General features: G+C 67.7%; 14 protein-coding genes, 1 tRNA gene and 1 pseudogene. 9 read left to right on the forward strand and 7 right to left on the reverse strand.

The features are described 5' to 3' along the window. Together VEA98_RS00005 and VEA98_RS00010 are read left to right on the forward strand one after the other, a co-directional pair. Positions 1-182 (forward strand): annotated as a pseudogene (locus VEA98_RS00005) (hypothetical protein); the annotation flags it as partial. 45 nt (positions 183-227) lie between these two features. Beyond that, positions 228-320 (forward strand) — tRNA-Ser (locus VEA98_RS00010). A 249-nt stretch (positions 321-569) separates the two neighbouring features. On the opposite strand, the gene VEA98_RS00015 is transcribed toward VEA98_RS00010, so the two are convergent. Beyond that, a complete protein-coding gene (locus VEA98_RS00015; RefSeq protein WP_324809809.1) occupies positions 570-1,190 on the reverse strand; it encodes a hypothetical protein in 621 nt (206 codons plus the stop codon). Positions 1,191-1,326: 136 nt separating this feature from the next. Here VEA98_RS00015 and VEA98_RS00020 point away from each other — a divergent pair, with 136 nt between their 5' ends. From VEA98_RS00020 to VEA98_RS00030, 3 genes are all read left to right on the forward strand, one after another. Beyond that, on the forward strand, positions 1,327-1,788 hold the full coding sequence (locus VEA98_RS00020) for a hypothetical protein (RefSeq protein ID WP_324809811.1): 462 nt from the start codon (positions 1,327-1,329) through the stop codon (positions 1,786-1,788). Further along, positions 1,788-2,573, forward strand: coding sequence for a hypothetical protein (locus VEA98_RS00025; protein WP_324809813.1), 786 nt, complete (start codon positions 1,788-1,790; stop codon positions 2,571-2,573). Before VEA98_RS00020 ends, VEA98_RS00025 begins: the two co-directional genes overlap by 1 nt. A 232-nt stretch (positions 2,574-2,805) precedes the next feature. Further along, complete coding sequence (locus tag VEA98_RS00030; RefSeq protein ID WP_324809815.1) at positions 2,806-3,960, forward strand: DNA cytosine methyltransferase; 1,155 nt, start codon at positions 2,806-2,808, stop codon at positions 3,958-3,960. A gap of 2 nt (positions 3,961-3,962) precedes the next feature. On the opposite strand, the gene VEA98_RS00035 is transcribed toward VEA98_RS00030, so the two are convergent. From VEA98_RS00035 to VEA98_RS15235, 4 genes are all read right to left on the reverse strand, one after another. Then, complete coding sequence (locus VEA98_RS00035; RefSeq protein WP_324809817.1) at positions 3,963-4,817, reverse strand: hypothetical protein; 855 nt, start codon at positions 4,815-4,817, stop codon at positions 3,963-3,965. Positions 4,818-4,928: 111 nt separating this feature from the next. Further along, complete coding sequence (locus tag VEA98_RS00040) at positions 4,929-11,039, reverse strand: DEAD/DEAH box helicase (RefSeq protein WP_324809819.1); 6,111 nt, start codon at positions 11,037-11,039, stop codon at positions 4,929-4,931. Positions 11,040-11,046: 7 nt separating this feature from the next. Further along, positions 11,047-14,271, reverse strand: coding sequence for an STY4851/ECs_5259 family protein (locus tag VEA98_RS00045; protein ID WP_324809822.1), 3,225 nt, complete (start codon positions 14,269-14,271; stop codon positions 11,047-11,049). A gap of 235 nt (positions 14,272-14,506) precedes the next feature. After that, a complete protein-coding gene (locus tag VEA98_RS15235; RefSeq protein ID WP_414642115.1) occupies positions 14,507-14,746 on the reverse strand; it encodes a helix-turn-helix domain-containing protein in 240 nt (79 codons plus the stop codon). Here VEA98_RS15235 and VEA98_RS00050 point away from each other — a divergent pair. Then, positions 14,646-14,942 carry a helix-turn-helix domain-containing protein gene (locus tag VEA98_RS00050; protein ID WP_324809824.1) on the forward strand — a complete coding sequence of 99 codons (297 nt, stop codon included), beginning with the start codon at positions 14,646-14,648 and terminating at the stop codon, positions 14,940-14,942. The two genes, VEA98_RS15235 and VEA98_RS00050, sit on opposite strands and share 101 nt — an antisense overlap. A 222-nt stretch (positions 14,943-15,164) precedes the next feature. Here VEA98_RS00050 and VEA98_RS00055 read toward each other — a convergent pair whose 3' ends face one another. Beyond that, positions 15,165-15,773, reverse strand: a complete 609-nt coding sequence (locus VEA98_RS00055) for a recombinase family protein (protein ID WP_324809826.1) — start codon at positions 15,771-15,773, stop codon at positions 15,165-15,167. Between the two features lie 673 nt (positions 15,774-16,446). Between VEA98_RS00055 and VEA98_RS00060 the strand changes: the two genes are divergently transcribed. From VEA98_RS00060 to VEA98_RS00070, 3 genes are read left to right on the forward strand one after another with little or no spacing between them, the layout of a single operon-like run. Continuing rightward, positions 16,447-16,725: a hypothetical protein gene (locus tag VEA98_RS00060; RefSeq protein WP_324809827.1), complete on the forward strand. Its 279-nt coding sequence runs from the start codon at positions 16,447-16,449 to the stop codon at positions 16,723-16,725. Beyond that, positions 16,725-19,139 carry a DUF5906 domain-containing protein gene (locus tag VEA98_RS00065; protein ID WP_324809829.1) on the forward strand — a complete coding sequence of 805 codons (2,415 nt, stop codon included), beginning with the start codon at positions 16,725-16,727 and terminating at the stop codon, positions 19,137-19,139. The genes VEA98_RS00060 and VEA98_RS00065 overlap by 1 nt, the downstream gene beginning before the upstream one ends. Next, positions 19,136-19,378 (forward strand): helix-turn-helix domain-containing protein, encoded by a 243-nt coding sequence (locus VEA98_RS00070; RefSeq protein ID WP_324809831.1) that lies wholly within the window; start codon positions 19,136-19,138, stop codon positions 19,376-19,378. Before VEA98_RS00065 ends, VEA98_RS00070 begins: the two co-directional genes overlap by 4 nt. Positions 19,379-19,738: 360 nt before the next feature. On the opposite strand, the gene VEA98_RS00075 is transcribed toward VEA98_RS00070, so the two are convergent. Continuing rightward, positions 19,739-19,969 carry a hypothetical protein gene (locus tag VEA98_RS00075; RefSeq protein ID WP_324809833.1) on the reverse strand — a complete coding sequence of 77 codons (231 nt, stop codon included), beginning with the start codon at positions 19,967-19,969 and terminating at the stop codon, positions 19,739-19,741. Positions 19,970-20,045 lie beyond the last annotated feature (76 nt).

Here is a 20,045-nt window from a genome sequence, read left to right on the forward strand (position 1 = left end):
TCCAGCTTTACTCGCCCGCCGGCGGAGGCATTTTCGTGGCCGAGCCGGTGACGCACGCCAACGCTGCGCTCAACGCGCCGGAAGCGGAATGGGCGGAGCTCGGCATGCAGGTGCTGGAGCCAGGCGAGGAGATGCGGCTCGACATGCGGATCGATGTTCGGGCGGTTGCGCGGCGCGGTTGAACCGCGCGAAACCCGTCTATATAGCGCCCTCTCCAAGCCGCAGCCGGAGACGTGGGTGAGTGGCTGAAACCAGCGGTTTGCTAAACCGCCGTACGGGGGATTCCCGTACCGAGGGTTCGAATCCCTCCGTCTCCGCCAGAACCTCCCGGAAAGTACTTATGTTTGAAGGTGTTGGGAGGGGATGGGGCCTATAACCCTACGAGTGACCCTAAAAGGCTCCCGTCCGTGGGATGGCCGAGTGTGGCTCATGGCTGACGTTCGGAAGAGCCACTCTGCGGAAACAGCTCGATCGGACTAATCGGAAACTCGGTTGCGTCGCCCATGGGGTGCGCCGTCGCCTGAGCCGTCGCGGCGTGGCTCGCTTTCTGCGTCGGATGCCGAGTGAGATCAGCACCTCGACCGGCGCCTCGGCGGCCGAGTGCAGGCGGATCTACGCGGGTCCGCCAAGGGACGAAACCCGTCCGGGCTTGAGAGGAATTGGTCAGCGTAAATGCACAGGACGTTTTCCGCGTCGCGGACGGACAGGGCGTGGAGCCCCTTGGGCAAGTCGCGGACCTCGATCCATTTGCGGCCGCGTCCCTGCGGGAGGCCGAGGGCCCGAGCGCCCTGTGCGGTGCCCGCATGAAGATGGATGCGCTCGACCGGGATCCCGAGGCGCAGCGCGATCCGATCCGCGGCGTCGTAGGCCATCAGTTCGCCCGCCTTGCGGACGTCCTTGGTGAGCGCATTCACGCGGGCGAAAAGGGGCTCGAACGCACTGTAAGACCCGAGTTGGTCGGCATCTTCCTGGAGCCGTTCGCCAAATGCGCGGCACCGGTCGTGGCCGGGACGACACTGATGGCCGTGCAGCCTTTCGCCCGGCGTCAGGGAGCGGCCCGCGCGGAAGCAGCTTTGAGCCACGGTGAGGGTGCGGTCCGCCCACCAGGCGTCTTCCTCGGCGCGCACTGTGGCCCCGGAGTGGTAGTCGACCAGTATCAGGGCGAGGGTCTTCGGATCCGGTGTCGTCATCCCCCCGGTCTAGCCCAAGCGGGCCGTGACCGCCCGACGATTCGCGGCGCGGGAGGGGCCGCGGAACGCATCTGAAGTGATTGACACCTTCGCCTAACGCGCTAGCCGGTTCGGTGACTGGCGGAGGGAGAGTTCAGTGGCCGATCGAGAGGACCTAGACACCATAATTGCGATCCTGCGCGAGGAGGGATTCGACCTTTTGGCGGGTGAACTGCTGATGGCCCTAGAGGTTCGACGCAATCCTCCCCCCGACGACGTCGACTTCGAGGTAGAAGTGGACAAGCGGCACAAACCGGCGAAGCGGGACATCAACACTGATACGGAAGTTCTGCCGGCGGCACCTTCGGACGATGCGGGCTTCGCCTTGGCGTTCATCGCCGAGCGTCTGGTAGAGCCGGCTTTCGGCTTGGCATGGACGGAGCGTGCTGTCGGAGAACTGACCGGCGGAGAGCCTGTGGCGGTGCGCTTCGTGGACAGGTCCGGCGAAGGCGTGCGCCTGCCGCGCGGGACGGCGCTAGTCGGAGACGAGACTGCGGGACGGATGCTTGAAGCCGCCCTGCGGAGGGTCGGCGCGGACCTGGACGACGGAGCAGCCTGATGGCGATTACCCCGGCTGCGGCTGCCGACCTCCGCAACGCCCTGCGCGCCTTCCGGGCGGCTCACACGAGCCTCGCCGTCCCCTCCGGCGCGGGAAAGGCCTTGGAGGCTTGGATTCTGATCCGGCTGGCCATGACCGCGCGGTCATTGGGATGGACGGTTTCGCTACGACGGGGCGACGACACGCCTCTGCCTCCGGGGCACGACTTCGTCTTCACTGCCGGCGGGTCCGGCATTGGTCCTTCAAGCGCCGCCGCGCCAATGTTCGTCATGATCGAGGACCCGCAAGGGAAGGCCTACGAGCTGCATGGCAGTCTGGTCTGGATCGGCCGAAGCGGCGCCTCGCACGAGTGTGACGTGTCCATGCTCCCGCGCTCCGTTGCCATGGCGCTGAGGTCGCGGCGACGAACGGGAAATCCGCGGGGCCTGCCGCTGCTTATCATCGAATGCAAGGACAAGGTCGGAACCGGCACCTTGGATGAGATGCGCCAGATGCTGGCCCGGATGTTCGATCTCGCCTTGGTGACCAAGCCGTCGCTCGGGCCGTGCCGAATATTCAGTCTGGGACGGTGCCCCACCTTGTGGGGACGGCACAGCTCCCAGTACCGGTCGCTCTACCGGCGCGGCCTATTTGCGGTGGCGCGGGCCAGTGGATTCCAGCCCGGCGCCTCTACCCTTGCCAGTCATTACGCCATCGTCGACCTTCCGCAAATCTACAGCAGCGGCCAAATCACTCAGATTGAAGCCAAGTTCTCGACGCTGCTGAGTGAGGTCGCCGGCTACTGAGTCCGCCCGGACCGGGGTCGGCAGCTGCAGGATTGTGCGGCTATGGCTGCCTATGACCGATTTTGACGTATCGTTCTGGTAACCCAGCCGAACGCCGTTGGCTCTTGCTGGTCGTGGACGGGAGGCGCGGCGTTTGGTGCGGTGCAAATGCGTCGTGGCTGGGAACGGCGCTGGACTACGAGGGCGAACGCCCGGACGATGGAAACTCACGCGGCGCGGAATCGGAACAGACATGAAGGTTGCGGGGCTCTTCGCCGGTATCGGCGGACTGGAAGTCGGGTTCGCCCAGGCAGGCCATGAGGCGGTGCTGTTGAGCGAGGTGCTGACCCCGGCGCGCGCGGTCCTGAGCGAGCGAATGCCAGACGTTGACCTGCGCGGTGACGTCTGCGAACTGAAGGCGCTGCCGGGAGACGTCGAGATCGTCACCGCCGGCTTCCCGTGTCAAGACCTCAGCCAGGCGGGCCAAGTTCGGGGGCTGGACGGACTGCGCAGCGGCCTGGTCGGCGAGGTGTTTCGGCTCGCGGCCGACGCCAAACCGCGCTGGATCGTCCTTGAGAATGTGCCGTTCATGCTCCAGCTGAGCGGCGGCGACGCCATGCGGCGGATCGTCGACAGCCTCGAAGAGCTCGGCTACCGCTGGGCATGGCGCGTGGTGGACACTTTCGCTTTCGGACTGCCCCAGCGTCGCGAACGGGTCATTCTGGTCGCCTCGCGCACCGAGGATCCGTCCGCCGTCCTGTTCGCCGACGAGGCCCGGCTGCAGCGGCCGGAGACGGCGCTCGGACGAGTGGCGCACGGGTTCTATTGGACCGAGGGGCGGGCGGGTCTGGGCTGGGCCCCGGACGGCGTGCCGACCCTCAAGAACGGATCCTCGGTGGGCATTCCGTCCCCGCCGGCTATCCTGATGCCCGACGGCCGGGTGGTGAAGCCGGACCTCCGCGATGCGGAGCGTCTACAGGGCTTCGAGGCCGACTGGACCTTGGCCGCCGAGAACGTCGGCCGCGCCTCCGCGCGCTGGGCCTTGGTGGGGAGCGCGGTCAGCGTGCCGGTCGCCGAATGGCTGGGCCGGCGTCTGGTCGAACCGGGCGCCTACGATCAGGGGCTCGACGGCGATTTCCCCCTGACCGGACGTCTTCCCAAGGCGGCGCGGTTCGACGGGCGGGTCCGTCGCACCGTGCGGATTGGAACGGATCCCGTGGCCGTGCGGCCGGCGCACCTGCACGAGTTCCTGCGCTACGAGGGCCCGCCGCTCAGCGCGCGCGCCACCGCCGGCTTCCTCGGCCGCACGGCCGTCGCCAAGCTGCGGTTCGCACCGGGGTTCATCGCCGCAATCGAGGCGCACCTCGCCTCCGTCGGCGGGGCCCCTGCGCTGAAAGCGGCTGCCTGAGGTCAGAGGTCGCCGAAGCGGGTCGAATAGGTGTGCGACAGCCGGTCGATCATCGCCGCATAGTGATAGATCTCGCCTGGCCGGGGTGACGGCGCGGCTTCGATCAGACGGACTGGCGAACCGTCGTTGACGCAGTCCACGACGACGATGGCTAGGGCGTCGTAGCCGGTGTCCCCGGGTTTCGATCGTTTAGGAAGCTGGCGGATCTTGTCTACGGCCAGCTGGGCGTCCCGAGGCTGGCGATGAACGCTCCACTCCGGTTCGCGGGCGCGGTTGCGCTTGTTCAGGTCCGGGCTGAGATATCGCCCGGCGATGTTGACCATAGTGAAGCCGGCTGCGATCGCCTGGTCGCTCGACCCGTGCACGGTCAGATGCGAGGAATTCAGCTCGTCGTACAGGCGTGGCAGGGCGCGCTGGTGGGCGGTCATGCAGGCCTTGGCTTCCAGCGCGATCAACACCGAGCCCACCGGAGCCCGGGTGAGGACCGGCAGGCCCTTGAGTTCCGCGGCCTCCGCCTCGTTGAGCAGGATGTCATATTCGCGCGCGAGCTCGACCAAGGTACCCGCACCGGCCGGACGGCCGCCGGGCGCCCCCGAGGGCGTGCAGAGCACCAGGTCGAGGTTCTTCTTCCGGTCGTGCACGAAGTCGCGCATCTCGTGATTGATCCCGAACGCCACCACGCCCTCCTGCACGTGGCGCCGCAGCAGGGTGTTCGTCCTGAGCAGATCAAAGACGACGCCCCAGCAGGCGACCTTCGAATGATGATCGCTGCGGGAATGGTACTGCCATCGATTGCCGTAGCGATCCGTGCGCGTGGCGATGGACAGGCTGCGGCAGAGGATGGCGGGACCGTGCATGGGGACCGATGAGAATCTGTCGTGACCCTAGACCTAGAGGTCGCGCACGGCGGAGTCACCTTCGCCGTATGCCCGCCGGGGTTCGGGTGTGGAATCGAGCAGGACGGGTGGTCACGGGGTCCCGACCAACCGGACCGCCACGAAGGTGCCGTCGACGTCGCAGGCGATCCGGAACGGCTCGCCCAGTCGTTCCGCCTGCTCGCTCGGGGTTCCCCCGAAGTCGAATTCGCCGTCGGTCTCCCAGGCACCGGTCCCCTGATCGAAGAAGATCGTTCCCGAACCCGACGGCCCCTCGAAGGCGAGGGTGCGGCGGTGAGGGGTCTCGTCCAAGGGTGAGAAGCGGGCCCGTGGCGACACCGGGCCGAGCATGATTTCGATCACCTGCCGCCGATGCTCCATGAAGCGCCAATTATGGCGCATCAGGACGGGGTTCTTCCGCTCGCTGGTGGGCCGTTTCCTAGACCGGATCTCGATGTCCGCGTCGGGCGCGGCGAAGCCGGCGACCAGCTCCGTGACCAGACGGGCGGCGGTGGGAGAGAAGACGTAGCGGTCGCAATAGACCAGCTTGGTGCATGGCTCGGCCAAGGCCCGGGCGATCTCGGGGTTGGCGTCGCACAGCAGGGCCCTGAGCCGGGCGCCGAAGCCCTGCGACGGCCCGTCCAATTCCGACCCGACCTCTACGATCGTCTCGCGCGGTGCCTCCCGCAGCAGGGCCTCGACGTCGAGCGGCGACGGAACGGCTGGTGTGGACGCCCCGCCGCGCACCACCGGCGCGGACGATAGGGTACCCCAAGACGCGCCGATGGTGCCGGTCATGGCCTCGGCCGAAGCCCAGGCCAAGCCGCCCGCCTCGTCGGCGACCACAGCTAACCAGCGCGGATCGAGGTCACTGAACTCGACCAACTCGGCGCCCTGGCGTTGGGCCCAAAGGACAATGCGGCGGCGAGTCAGGGGATCGGCGGCCCTGAGCCGCGCCCCGTCGCAGGCCAGCAAAATTCGGCGGCCGCGGCCTGTCCAAAGCCCGAGGGTCGGCGTCAGCGGCCATTCGGCCAATTCCCACTCGGTCGGCTCTCCGCGCATGGGAACGATCGCCCAGGCCCGGGGCCGGGCTTGGAGTGCCGCGCCGATCGCCTCCTTCAAGGGCGCGCTCTCGTACTCGGTCGCCGCTCCGAACAGCTGATGCGCCTCGGGCAGGTCAAGCCTGCGGACGGCCTCGGACAAGATCGCGAAGGCGTTCAGCCGATCGGTGTCCTCAGCCGAATACTGACTGTCGGGCCCCAGCACGCACAGCGGGCAGACGCTCGCGGCCTCAGGGTCGCCGCAGCGGCCGGGCACCCCGCAGTCGAGCATGTTTCGCGCGTCCTGGAGAACCTCGACGGGATGCTCCGCCAGATGCGCACAGAACCCGGCCCCGCCGCTCGCGCGGTCGAAGATCACGGCGCTCCAGGTCCGCGGACCGCCGTCGGCGGCGCGGCTCGGCGGCGCCGCGAAGCCCATCTCGTCGGGATCCACCCCGAGGCGGCGCGCGACCGCTTCACGAAGTGCCAGAGCGATCGCGAGCGCCGCTTCGCGCGAAGGGCAGGCGTACAGTTGAAGCTCGCAGACGTCGGTGCGGATTTCGTGGCCGAGGCGCAGGCGACGGCGCACCGCGAACGCGTTCACCTCCGGGGCGCCTGTGCAGAGTCCGGCGGCGTCTGAACGGGGGCCGCCCCTGAGAGGCCGGTGGCCAGCCAGAGCTGTCCCGCCCTGGTCGCTGTCTTCCGCTTCGGCGCGTCCACAGTGCAGGCAGACTGCGTACCCGTGGCCGTGCGGTCCGGGGTTGTACCAGAACACCAGCCCCGTCGGGCTGGTGCGAAAGCGCCCCACGGTCGGATCGGGAAGGGACCGCCAGACCCCGCCGCGCGCAGAGACCCGCGGGTCGACCGGCGAAAGGTGTCCCAGATCGGAGGCGTCGTCATGAGCGCGGTAGTCGCTCGCCACGGCGAAGCCGCCGGGGGCGAGGTATTCGACGATATCGGGTTCGTTCCAGCCGCACTCCGGACACTCCCGGCGATCGGCGGCGGAGGGCGAGGACCAGAGGGTTCCGCACCGGCCGCAGGCCGACACCGTGCGCAGGCTTTGGACTTCACGCACGTGCAGCTCGTCGACCGGGCGCTTCCAGTTCAGCGTCACTCCGCCGGACTCGCGCACGACGCCGTCGACCACGATGCCCCGGCCTGGCGCGTATTCGAACACCGCTATGTCCCGGGAGCGCGAAGGGTAGCCGCGGCTTGACACCCGGTTCTCCGTCCCGACGCCCAGCCCCTGCGCCCGTCGCCTATCCCCGGTCGTGTCGGTGGCGAACTGGACCACATCCGTCGGAAAGCCGTAGGACGGCAGGAACCCGCGACCCGCCAGCTCACTCAGCAGATAGGCCTTCTCCAGCCGTTCACGCTGAAGGTCCCTGGGCCGGTTCTCGATCGTCGTGAGCGTGTCATTAGGACCCTGACGGGCCAGCGATTCCCACTCTGCGAGGATTTCCGCGGCCACCGTCTCCATCCGCTCGCGGAGTTCGGACCACAGCTCCGCTCTGGGTCCCGCCCTGACGTCGACGGCGGGGGGCGTGCCCTTCAGGAGGTCGTCGAGGCAGTCCAGCACCGTCGGGTCTCTCGCCGCGTCGTCGAGCCAGTTCAGGAACGCATCCGCCGACGTAGGGCCGGCCTCGGTCTCCGGTCTGCCGAGGCCGAAGAAGGCGCCGACGGTCAGCTTGTGCAGCTCCGCACCTTGCTGGTTCAGGAATCGCGCGAACAGGAAGGCCGACGCCTGCCGACGGGCGATCGTGGGGCTCTCAAGGCTCACCTTCGGCGCGCGCATCTGCTTGGCGAGAAAGGCCTCGGGATCGGCGAAGGCCGCCCGGTCGAGCGGTCGGTCCTTGCACAGGGTGAGCCCCACCGAGATCGGCTGCCTCTGGCGCCCGGCGCGTCCCACCCTCTGCCGGTAGTTGGCGATAGCCGGGGGCGTGTTGGTGTTCAGCACCGCCTCGATCGAGCCGATATCGACCCCCATCTCCATCGTAGTCGAGCAGCTCAGGACGTTGATGCGCCCGGCCTTGAACTCGTCCTCGTAGCGTCGGAGCCTTGGACCATCCACCTGGGCCGAGTGCTCGGCGGCTCGCAGCCACGGGCTCATCACCACCGCCCGGTCCTGCTGGTCGCCCCAAACGCCCAAGGCTCTCAGGGTGTTCAGCTGCTCATCGTCGGCGAGCCATCGCTCGACGGCCCCGATCTCGATCGGCTCCCCCCCGGTGGTGCGAAGCCAAGGGAACGGTAGAGCGGGGAGTACGACGGGGGTCGCCTGCGGATGCGGAAGACCCGCACGATCGTACGGCGACAACCCTCGGAAGGTTGTGTCGACGATCCGGCGGGTGACCGGGCAGACCCAGGCGTGATCCACGGCGGCCAAGTGAAAGCCGCCCAGCCTGAAGCGGAACCCGTTCGCCGATGGAGCGGCGAACCGTTGCATTACCCGCCAGGCTTCCTGCAGGAGCTCGTCGATCCTGTCACGGCTGGTGCGGTCCGTGAGGGGAAGCGACAGCGCCTGGGCGAGCATGCGTACGACGCGGCTTGGCCGGCTCGAGGCGGGCGCATAGGGCCAAAACCGGACGTAACGCTGGGACGGCGTTCCGGGCCGCCGCAGGGCGACCTCGACCGGCACCTGCCGGCGGTCAATCCATGGCATCCAGCCGTGTTGGTCGAACTCAAGCGCGACGTTGGTGCGCACGAAATGGGTCAGCAGCAGGCGCAGGAGATCGGCCCAGTCGGACGGCTCAAGGCCCAGCTCAACGGCCGCGGCCGGTGGGGGCGCGTCGCCCCCGTCGACGCCCGGGATGACGAAGCGGACCAGACCAAGCGTCTCAGCGTTCGTCGATGACAGGGGGCGCCGCATGATCTCACGAAAGAGGAGAAACTCGGCCAAGCCCTCCGGGTCGTCGAAACGCTCGTCCCGTTCGTTCCAGATACCGCGCAGATGGTCCAGGAGCGTGCGGTTGGCCGCCAGGCTGCGGACCATGTCGCTCCACGGGATCGGTCGGGCGCCGCCGGCCGCACCGGCCAGCCTGGCTTCGGCCTCGCGCAGAAGCCGGTCGAGCGTGGGATCTCCGTTGGCGAGAGGCCGCAACGTGGCGATCGTCTGCTCCGCTTCGGTCCGCGCCGCCTCGTCGCCCGGCGATCGCGCCTGTACCGAGTGGTAGAGGAAACTGCGGACGAAGGCTCGCTCCGAAGCGATCTGGATATTGGCGGCGTGCCGAGCCGTGCCTTGGCGGGCGTCGGTGAAAGTGATCAACTGGCGCCCGCCGAACGGGACCGAGCCGTCGACGTCCACCCGTGGCGACAGGTTCGCAAGCAGGCCCGGCGCAATCTGCGACATGAGGAACGGGGCACCGGCGGCGAGGGGCCGAAGAAGACCGCGATCCGGATCGACGCGGGGCGGCGCAGCGGCGCAGCAGGGACACTGCTGCAGGTCGGGCGAGGCCCAGAACGTGCGCCCGCCGGATGCGTCGGAGTCGAAATAGGCTCCGGACGCGGGGTCCAAGACCACCGGCGACAGACCGCCTCGGGCGGCCGGAACGAGATAGCGTCTTCTGATAGACGGACGGGCCGCGGCAAGCTCGTCGGATTCCTCGGGTTCCTCGCCGAACGTCTCGTCAGGCTGCAGGGTCTGGGCGAACTCGTCGTCGCGCGCGCTCTCTGTCCAGGCTCCCAGCCGGGTGCCGCCGTCGAGCTCCTCGGCTCTCAGCGCACCGTCGCCGCAACGGCTGCAGAAAGCCCACTCAAGAACCAGGCTGCGGCAGTGCAGGCAATGGCTGCGGGGCTCAAGATAGACCGCGCCATATGGCCAGTCTGAGGCCCCTTCCGCCCCGGGGCGTCCCGAACAATCGGGCGAGATGCAGGTCCACAGGCCGGTCAGGGTGCCGTGGAACAGATGAACGCGCATCGGCAGGATCGCCGCGCCACCCGCAGCCGCCAGAGCGGGATCGGCGCCCGGATCCGTGGCGTCCGCGGCTCGCACGAGGAGGTCGAGCGCCTCGGTCTCCTCAAGGCGACGTTCGGCCACGCGGTCGGCGGCGGCTCGCCACCCGGGCCATGACAGGGTCGCGCCACCGCGCAGGACCTCACGCACCTCTCGCAGCGGTCGCGAACCGGCCAGCACCGCGCCGGCGGCCTCAGGCGACAGGCACGAGAGAAGGTGAGGGTCGCATGCGCCCGACGGGGCGCGTTCCGGCGGCAGAGGTGCCCGACGTCCGGAGACTACATGAACCCTGTCGTCCGGTGCGCCGGACAGCTCCTTGAGGAAGCGACGGAGCGGCTCCTCCGAACCGTCGCCGATCGTCGCCGACGTGGCGACGTAGCGGATCTCCTCGGGGCGCCGACCGAAGGCAAGCGCGACCCGACGCAGGAGGAGTGCAATCTCGGCGGCTTGGGCGCCGACGTAGGAGTGGGCCTCGTCGAGGACGATGAAGTCGAGGGTGTCCTTCGAACGACGCAGGATCGGCGCGTCGTTCTGACGGATCAGCATGTATTCGAGCATCGTCACGTTCGTGACCAGCACCGGCGGCGGCGAAGCGCGAAGGTCGCGTCGGTTGTTGATCCGCCACGGCTGGTCCAGCCTCGCGGATGCCGGAGACCTCTCGGGCATCTCCCCGTTGTAGAGGGCGTAGCGGAGTCGGCCCCCGAACGGCTCGAACCAGCGCGCCAGGCGCTCCTCTTGGCTACTGATCAGCGCGTTCAGCGGATAGAGCATCAGCGCCCGCACGCCTTCCAGAGGGCGGGCACCGCCGTCGGACTCCCGCATGAGACGGTCCAAGATCGGCGCCAGGAAGCACTCCGTCTTGCCCGAGCCCGTTCCGCTGGTGACGATCACCGACGACGGTTCGTCCGCGCACAAGCGCTCCCAAGCTTCGACTTGGTGGCTGTAGGGCGGCCGCGACACTGCCCGCAGCAGCTCCAGGGTTCTGGGGTGCAGAAGATCCCTGGACAGGCCGTCCCAGCCGCCTGGCGCCGGCAACCACGGAAAGGCGCCTTCGAGGAAGGGCTGGGTCAGGAACGACCCGGCCGATCCGGCTCCGCCGCCGAGCCGGCTGCGGAGGTGCGCATTGAGGGTGGCCGAGTTCAGGCGCGCCATCCCGACCACGGCCTCGGCAGAATCCCGGGGCGTGCGGGCAAGCAGGCGCGGAAGATCGATCATCGGGAGCTCACTGGAGGCCGCCGCGACAGGCTGCGGCCGTCATGGTTTCGAAATGGTCCGGGTCGTAGAGCCAAGCGGACCGGCAGGCTGCGGCCGTGCGGCGGTCCAGCCGCACCCGCCCCCGGCCGGCGTCGGCGGCGACGAAGGGAGCGGCCACCACATCGCCGAAGCCCTCCGGGAAACGGCGGACCAGCGCGGCCGCGTCCGCTGCACGGGTCGCCAAGCCGAGCCCTGTCGGGGGCGGCGGTCCGTCGATGTGCCTCTGAACGAAGGTGTTGACCCCGGCGGCCAAGGTCTCTTCGGTGTGGAGCGGACACGCGGCGGCCAAGCGCGCAGCCAGCGGATCATAGCTGGCCGCGGCGCGCCGGCCGCGGTCGGCGCCGAAAAGGGCGAGCACGACCGCCCTGAGATGGGTTGAGAGGCCGGGGGCCGCATCGAGCAGGCGGCCGACCGCACCAAGCACGTCATGGGCGGCGATAACCTCGTCGACTCCCAGTTCGGAAAGCTGTCGCTCCAGCCCCAGCAATCGACGCTCGAAGGCCTCGATCCAGGTAGCGATGGGGGTCGCCGCCCAGATCAGGGGCGTTTCGCGCTGAAGCGCGAGGACGGCGTGCTGGGCTTCCGCATCCGGCGCTTCGGCGAGCAGCCGGACCGCCGCATCCGGACGCCGGTGGAGCAGGCGAAGCGCATCGAACGCCGCATAGGGCACGCGGTGGGCCGCGGCGGTGATCGGGACGGCCGACCATCGGGTGAGCGTTTCACTCGTCCAGTCGAAAGGCGCCGATATTAGCGCCATCAGCGCAGTCTCGCGTCCGGCGGTGTCCACCATCCGCATGGCGTGGGAGAGGGGATCGGAGTCGTACGGCTCGCCCGCGCTTCCCAGCACGGAAGGCCGCATTTCGGCGCCGACGACCAGCCACGGACCGCCCCGGGGCGACTGCTCGCGCGGCGCCGCCCCGGGCAGCGCGTCCACCTCTATCCTCAAGGGGGGCGCTTCGGGGCGACCCAGATCGATCGCGGTCAACGCGTGCACGCCCAGCAATGCAGCCCTGCGACCGTCGGCTTCGGACCCGCCCTCCGGAAGCGCGTCGGTCTCGAACTCGTATCGACGGATCTCGCAAATCCAGTCCTCGCCGCCGATCCAGGACAGGCGCACGGCGCCGTCGAGGGCGTCGGAACTGCCCAGCAGGTTGCGAATATCGTCGAGGTAGGCGACGAGCGGTGCCTCGCCTTCCACCGGGCGTGTGAAGGGTCGCGCGTTCCCGTCGCGCCCGGTCAGCTCGAAACATATCCGGGACGGCTCCGAACAAAGGAGGCGCCAGCCATGCAGACGCCCGATCGATAGGCGTTCGTGCCGGCCGCCCAGTCGACCCGACGGGTTTAGCAGGGCGTGAAGCGTCACCGGATTGGGGAGAGTCAGGGTGGCGGGGGAGGGCCATGCGAACGTCAGCTCCACCGTACGCCCAGGCGCGACCGAGGACAGATCGATGGAGCGCTCGTCGCCCTGCCGATGGACCGGCAAAGGGCCGCCTGCCCGCGCCGCCATGCCCTCGGGACCGCCCCCGGAGACGAGCAGTCGCGCCCGGGCCCGGTCGGCCCGCAGCGCGAGCGTCGGCGGGGCCACGACGGCGCCCGCGAGAGCGGACAGATCACCGGCCCGGTCCGTCACGCCGATCATCACACGACCCCGCGGCGAGGCCAGAGACGCCCGTATCCAGCCGCCTTTGCCGCGGCCCCGCCAGACGATATCGGCCAAAGGCACTTCCCGCCGGATTTCGTTCGTTTCCAGGATCACTCTCGGCGGACCACGGAACACCGTCTCGCGCGGGCCTCTCACCGTCGAACCGACGAGGACCAGTCTGGGGGCGGCGGCCGCATCCGAACCGGTTCGCCATGACAGCGAAAGCCCGTCATGAACCGCGAGACGTGCCGTACCCGAGACGGCTAGGAGCGTGCGGCCTCCCGCAACCTGACCGATGACCCGGCGCTCGCCGATGACTTCGACGGCTTCGAGCTGCCCGTCGGCAACGGCGAGGCCCAGCCACGCCCGGGTGGTGCGGACCGAAGAGCACCCGAGCACGGTCCATTCTTCGGCCGTCTCCGGGGAATCCCCGCCGGCCGGCTCAAGCGCGACGACCGGCAGGGCCAAACCGTCGCCACCCTCCGCCACGAACTCTTCCAGCACGCGGCCCTCGACGTCCAGGAGCCCCAATCGCACGTCGACTTCCAGGGCGAGCGGGACCTCGAAACGACCGACTAGCGGACGAAGCCGCCAGCCATGCCCGCCCTCTTCATCGTGGACCGTCTCAAAAGCGGCGACGGCCGTGACGGCACCCACGAGATCGCCGCGAGGCGCCACTCTCGCCCTCGAAAGGCCTCTCAGCCGCTCGGCGACCGCGCCCGGCAGACGTCCTGGCTCGACTGCACCGGACAGGCCGAGCTCGATCCAAGGCGTGAAACCCCCGGCTGTTCGACGAACGGATCGAGTAACCAACAGGGCAGACGCTCGTGCGAGCGGCGATCGGATTACGCTCTCGATGACGGCGGCAACGTCCCTGGCCTCCAGCTCAAGGGGAAGTCGAACGCGCCATTCGTGATCAAGCCGGTCCAGCACGTCGATCGGATCGGTCGCGTGGGGATCGACCGCTCGGACCCGGGCGCGTAGCTCGGCAAGAGCCTCGCAAAGCATCACGGCGACCTGGAAGGTGGCCTGCACCACGGTCGTCGCGTTCATCCTCCAAGCCTCGGCGGCGACCGCTTCCGTCGGCGTGAATCCGCGCTCGATTCCCCGCACGGAATTCTGCAGCCAACCCAGCACGGCCCGACTGTTCCTAAGAGCTGCGGCCGGGAAGCCTGCCTCGCGGACCACGGCAATGAGCCGCTGGCCGTCGGCGGGAGAGGGCCGTCGCCACCATCTCAGGCCCCGCTCGACCGTGGCCGAGAGTTCCGGATACGAGATGGCGGCCCAACGCTCGTCCTGGCCATAGCTCACCCCGATTTCCGTGAGTGGCCGCTTCCAGTCCCAATGCCCCCCTTCGCGGTCGCGCCTGAACCATTCGGCTACGTAGGCGACGAAGAGGGCGGCTCCGTCCAGCTCGGCGAGGCCGCGCACGCCACCCGCGGCGAGCACCGCGCGCATATCGTCGAGGTCTTCCCGTGCAAATCGATAAGCGTACAGCGGCCGACCGTCGGGACGTCCGTCGGTCGTGCCCTCCACCAATCGGGCGAGCAACGCTCGCGAAAAAGTCGGATTACCCGACGACCTTGTCATGATTCCCCCGCCTGACCTGCGAACCGTCGCGCGCCATTCCTCCGGTGGCAAGTATGCACGAGCTCAATCGGCGGGAGTGTTCACTAGCCGGCGGTGTATTCGGCTGTCCCGGGTCGGATCCCGCGGGGCTCCGAAGGTCGGCTTGCCGGTGGTCTCTGAGTCCGCTGTCGGCGCGACGCGGACCAACAAGCCCGCCTCATCGGGCATACAGCGTTCGTTGCCAATCGATCTGGAGAAGTTTGGATGGCGGGACGTTTAGCGCCGTAGCCAACCGCCCTAATGCCCTCACCGACGGATTGCGGACGCCTCGCTCCAGGTCACTTAGACAACTGCGCTTGCAGGAGGAGGTAGCGCAGGCCCTGCGCCGATCGGTGCGCAGCGTGGCCCGGCTGCGCACGGCCGGGGAGCTCGCCTGGTTGCCGGGGTCCCCAATCATGATCCCGAAGACGGAGCTGACGGAATACCTCGAACGGAGGATGGTGAAGCGGCAGGCTGCTGAGCCGTCCGCGCGGCGTGAGGCTGCCAAACCGACCCCTGCGGCGAAGGCTGCAGCGATGCTGGACGGACTTGAACAGTCCGGGCAGTCGGCCGGGCTGCTTAAGCTGCGGCGTCAGACGCGCGGTAAGACCTGACAACTTGAAGCATGTTTCATGCGTCGACCGCCCCAACGCCACACTCTGTTATAATATAACGCCCCAATGGCTTAGCCACCGATTGCGCAGGGCGGTTTCCTGATCGCCGGCGTCTCCGATCTCCGATCTCCGATCTCCGATCTCCGATCTACGATCTCCGATCTCCGATCTCAGATCGTTTTCAGAGGCTACGCCCCTCTGTATGGGCCCGGGTGTATCCCTCTATGCGTTACTTAAAACCATGTGAGATGTGAGATCTGAGACTGGCCCCTCGGCCCTATCACCCGCTGCCCGCAGCGCCCGATAAAGGGTCGAGCGTCCCACCTTGAAGGTTCTGGCGACAGCAGAGGGACTCTCGCCGCCAGCGATCAGAGCACGGGCATGCTCGACCTGCGCCTTGTTCAGGGTCGGGCGTCGCCCGAGGCGGACCCCGCGGGCCTTCGCGGCCCGAACCCCGGCGCTGGTCCTTTCGCTGATAAGGGCGCGTTCGAATTCGGCGAGGGCGCCCATCATGTGGAAGACGAGCCGCCCCTGCGCGCTGGTCGTGTCCAGTCCATCGCTCAGCGACTGAAAGCCGACGCCCCGTTGACCCAGGTCGGCGACGACGGAGATCAGGTGGGGCAGGGACCTGCCCAAACGGTCGAGACGCCACACGACCAAGGTGTCACCGGCGGAGAGGGCAGACAGAGCCGCTGACAGGCCAGGCCTGGAGGCCGCCGCGCCGGACGCCTTGTCGGTGAAGATTTGCTCGACGCCAGCGCCGCGAAGGGCCCGGTCCTGAAGGTCGAGGTTCTGGTCGTCGGTTGAGACGCGTGCGTATCCGATTTTCATGCGATCAATTTGAAACAGGAATTCGGGACGCGCAAGCCGCTGAATTTGCGTGGGTACGTCGACCGTCCCGCAATCGATCCATTTCGGGATTTCCCGCTTCGGCTGCCGAACTTAGCCTATTTGGGCAGTGCGATGGCACCCCCCACCCCCCGGCGGGGGGGCAACCCCTCGCGCGCGAAACCCGTACCCCTCGCACCGACAAAACCTGTGGAAAACCGACTGATCGGGTATTGCGTGAAATTCCCGACGCTGTGCTCAAAGGGGTCAGGCGCCTGTGGGAGCGGCCTAAACATTCGGACATGGCCCCGTGAGAGCCATCCCCAGTAGTCGCGGGGTGCAGCGCTGTGGCGCGAAGTGAGCCGTGATGGCGAGACAGGCTCCTTAAGGAGCCGCCCTTCTAACAACTCTGCGCACAGCGCACCCGTTCGCCTGCCCGAAAGGTCATGTTCGCGGGAAGGGCCTCGTCATGTCTACTTACTCCCATTCTTCAACGTCGTCCGACGTCCACCGCATATTTCCGGCTGATTGCTGGCCCACGCGACTGACGTGGCGCGGTCGATCCAAAACACGGCCAGTTCGGCCAGGCTTTCTCACGGTCTACGCCACGTCCGCATGCCCGTTCATCAGCTCCTTCTTCGAAGCCACGCTGTGGTCTGAAACTGGGGACCTCGGCATGTTCATCGTCGGCCAACGGCTGCCGGACACATTCGATATTCTGTGGTCGCGCGGTGACCGCGTCCCTTGGAACAGCCGGCCCATTTCGCCCGAACTCGTCTACGCTCTCAACGACAAGCCCTGCATCCATCATGCCTCGGACCCAGCCTTCGGCGAGGACGTCCAGTACCGGGCCCAGCAGTTCACGCTCTGGCTGATTGGCGCCCTGACTAACGCCGACACCTCCGAGCATCCAGTGCGGCGTGCGCTGATCACGGACGAACTGAGGAACGCCTGATGCGTAGTTTCTCTCATTACGCAGACAGGGGTTTCCGCGACGACCTGCTGCCCATCCTGCCGCACGATGCGGAAATTCATCCCGGAAGCCCGAGCTTCAAGGACCTCGGCGAGAAACGCGGGAAGGTCCCGGGCAAGAAGGTTGGAGATCTCTGGTTCGGCTATAAGGACTGGACGGACCACACCGCCGTGCCGGCCGATCTTGCGATCTGGCAGGGCTGGGGAGCCGGTATCGGAATGCAGGGTCGCCGGTTCCCGGCGCTCGACATCGACATCGACGAGCCGGCGCTGGCTGAAGAGGTGCACGAACTGGCAACGAACACGCTGGGCTATGCGCCCTGTCGGTTCGGCAACGGCCCGCGACGCATCTTGGTCTTCGCGGGAGCGGGCTTCGCTAAGAGGGCGCTGGCGTTCCGTCGGGCCAGCGACCTTGCGGCAACCGGTCAGGACGGTGGCCTGCCAGTGGCGGTGGAATTGAAGGCCCCCAAGCCCCAAGCGGTGGAGTTCCTGGCCACAGGCCAGCAGTATGTCGTCGAAGGCATCCACCCGAAAACTGGACAGCCTTACCGCTGGAGCGAGGGTCAGTCGCCCGTCGAGATCGGCGCGGCCAATCTGATGGTCATCCAGGCCCAGCAGCTGGACGAATTCTATGATCGGTTAGAGGCCCTCCTCATTGCTCGCGGCTACGCGGTCGTCAGCCGCCGCGAGGGCAGGGTGGGCGGTGCCCAAATCGCACAGGAGAGCCTTCTCGCGCCCAGCTTCGGCGCGATCAGGCGTGCGATGGCGTCCTTGCCCAATGAGGTCGACTACGATGGCTGGCTTAAGGTCGGTGCCGCCCTCAAGGCCGCAGCGGGGCCAGAGAATGAAGCGGACGCCCTCGAATTGTTCCTCGAATGGAGCCTGCTCTGGCCAACCAACACACCCGAGGGTGCCGAGGCCAAATGGCAGTCGCTCCGACCGCCATTCAAGGTCGGTTGGGACTTCCTGAGCCGCTTCGCGACCGAGCATGGCGATGGGTCGTTCTCCACCGCGCAGTACGATTTCGACGCGGTCATGACTGCCCCGGTGCCGGGGCAGGAGAGCAGGGGTCCGCTCATCAGCGATCAGTTGCAGGCAGTGTTTGACCGATACGTTTGGGCCGAGCGGCTGGAACGGTTTTGTGACATGACGACCGGCGAGCTGCTGACGCGCACGATGTTCAACGTTCGCAACAGCCACATCGGCGACCCGTGCTCGATCAAGGACTGCGCGTGGGCGGTGCTGACGCGCGACAGCGGACGTCTCCAGTCGGTTAAGAGCGTGACCTACCGGCCCGGGCAGGGGCGGTTCGTTGAGGAGAACCTGCCGGGCCTGGTCGGACGGTGCATCAATCAGTGGAAGGACCCGAAGCCGGACCTGCCGCCCTCGGCGACCGACGACGACGTAAGGGTTTGGCTCCAGCACCTGAAGTTGGTGATCCCCGTCCAGCGCGAACGGGACATCGTTCTGGATTGGCTGGCCTGGATCCTCCAGCACCCCGGGGAAAAGCCGAATTGGGCCATCTTGATCGGTTCGACTTGGGAGGGGCTGGGAAAAGACCTCGTTCTGGAACCGGTTCGCACCGCCCTCGGTGCCGACAACGTGCGTGAAATCGGCGCCGGTGAGCTGATGTCGGGCTGGACTTGGTGGGCGGCCAACACCCGCCTGGTGATTGTGCAGGAAATGCACAGCTTCGAGCGGAAGGAGACGATGAACCGGCTGAAGCCGCTCATCGCCGCGCCGCCGCATACCCTCCCGGTCAACAAGAAGCACGAACGCCAGTACGAGGTGCCCAACATCATCGCATGCGTCTTCTTCACGAACATGCGCAATGCCCTGCAGGTTTCGAAACAGGACCGCCGGTACTTTATCACCTGGACAGACGACCGACCGCGGGAGCCAGCCTACTACGCCGAACTGGTTCGGTGGTATCGGGCCGGTGGGGCACAGCTGGCCGCGCGCTGGCTTCTCCAGCGCGATGTGACCGCCTTCGACGCCCATGGTCGCGCGCCAGACACCGAGGCCAAACAGGAAATGGAGAAGGCCGGTCGGGCCATCGTGGACGAAATTATAGAAGAGGCCTTGGCGGATCGAGACCGCGAACTGGCTCACGCGGCCTTCACCCTGGACGAGGTCGCGGACTTGGTCGCGCGGCGGCTCGGCGACCGACAGCGGCCGACCAACAATAAGGTCGCAGCGGTTCTCAGTGGGGCTGGGTGCCGAAAGGTCGCCCGGCTGTCCTTGGGCGAGCCTCCGACGGACAGCTACGGGCCGCTGGGCGGGAAGGATATGTACACGGTTTTCGCGCGAGCAGTGGACGCCGACGAGATGGTGACCAACGACGAGGTGCGAGCGGTCTATTTTGCCAGCCGGTTGAAGGCCGATCCTTTCTCATGAGCCGGGCCAAGGGGCACGATAGGAGCGGGGTCGGAGCCGAACCGAGCGACAGCCACGCCTTCAAACTGGCCTACACCGTCGAGGAGGCGGGCCGGGCGATCGGCGTGAGCCGGTCCACCGTGTTCGACATGATCAGGATGGGTGAGGTGTCTGCCAAAAAGCTACGGGGCCGTACCGTCATCGCCCGTGCCGAACTGCAGCGCATTGTGTCGGAAGCCCCTGACGCACGACCTCCCTAGTTCCGTGCCTGCCAAGTCAAGCTGGCCAGGGAAATTTGACCGGCGCCAAGGTGAACGCCGCCTGCCCCAGCTCCGTGGCACCGAAAGACATGGGCAGACCCGCCGCCCCCCGCACAGTGGAGCCGGGGCCGCGGTTGCGGTGCGCCTCGCCACCTTGGACTGGATGGGGCCGGCGGGCGGCTTCTTCCGCGATTGCGAAGTCCCGGCCATCGCGCCCTACGGCTGGCGACGTGAATGGGGTGCGAGCCAGACGCGGGAACGAACCGGGCGTCGGGTTTTAGGCATCGATCCTGAGGCGGGAAGGCTCTTGTAAGGACCGCGGACTTCTCGACTAGTGCGCGGATGGCGCATGAAGACCCCCTATGGATCGCGAGACGCGACGGCCAGGATTGGCGGGATGACGAAGTACAGGCCGCCGTTGATTGGCTGGGCGGACTGGCGCCCGCCGCGGAGATGGCCGAGCGGATCGAGGCCCAGCGTCGCGGCCTCGACGCCGCACTGGCTGTCTGGCGGGACGGTGGACAGGCTCCACCGACCGACGGACGCGATCAGGCCGCCTGGTGGCTTCTGCAGGGGGCGGACTTCGCCCAAGGACGACGCCACACGGTTCCGGAAGAGGCCGCCCGGATCACGCCGCTCCTGAAGCGGCTCGGCGCCGATCTGGCGG

The sequence above is a fragment of the Brevundimonas sp. genome (assembly GCF_035627055.1).
In the GTDB taxonomy this organism is placed as follows: domain Bacteria; phylum Pseudomonadota; class Alphaproteobacteria; order Caulobacterales; family Caulobacteraceae; genus Brevundimonas.

Excerpts from the sequence above, each read along its gene's own strand:
- VEA98_RS00060 (WP_324809827.1), top strand. The coding sequence starts at position 16,447 with ATGTTCATCGTCGGCCAACGGCTGCCGGACACATTCGATATTCTGTGG.
- VEA98_RS00015 (WP_324809809.1), bottom strand. The coding sequence starts at position 1,190 with ATGACGACACCGGATCCGAAGACCCTCGCCCTGATACTGGTCGACTAC.
- VEA98_RS15235 (WP_414642115.1), bottom strand. The coding sequence starts at position 14,746 with ATGATTGGGGACCCCGGCAACCAGGCGAGCTCCCCGGCCGTGCGCAGC.
- VEA98_RS00055 (WP_324809826.1), bottom strand. The coding sequence starts at position 15,773 with ATGAAAATCGGATACGCACGCGTCTCAACCGACGACCAGAACCTCGAC.
- VEA98_RS00065 (WP_324809829.1), top strand. The coding sequence starts at position 16,725 with ATGCGTAGTTTCTCTCATTACGCAGACAGGGGTTTCCGCGACGACCTG.
- VEA98_RS00040 (WP_324809819.1), bottom strand. The coding sequence starts at position 11,039 with ATGATCGATCTTCCGCGCCTGCTTGCCCGCACGCCCCGGGATTCTGCC.
- VEA98_RS00070 (WP_324809831.1), top strand. The coding sequence starts at position 19,136 with ATGAGCCGGGCCAAGGGGCACGATAGGAGCGGGGTCGGAGCCGAACCG.
- VEA98_RS00035 (WP_324809817.1), bottom strand. The coding sequence starts at position 4,817 with ATGCACGGTCCCGCCATCCTCTGCCGCAGCCTGTCCATCGCCACGCGC.
- VEA98_RS00030 (WP_324809815.1), top strand. The coding sequence starts at position 2,806 with ATGAAGGTTGCGGGGCTCTTCGCCGGTATCGGCGGACTGGAAGTCGGG.
- VEA98_RS00025 (WP_324809813.1), top strand. The coding sequence starts at position 1,788 with ATGGCGATTACCCCGGCTGCGGCTGCCGACCTCCGCAACGCCCTGCGC.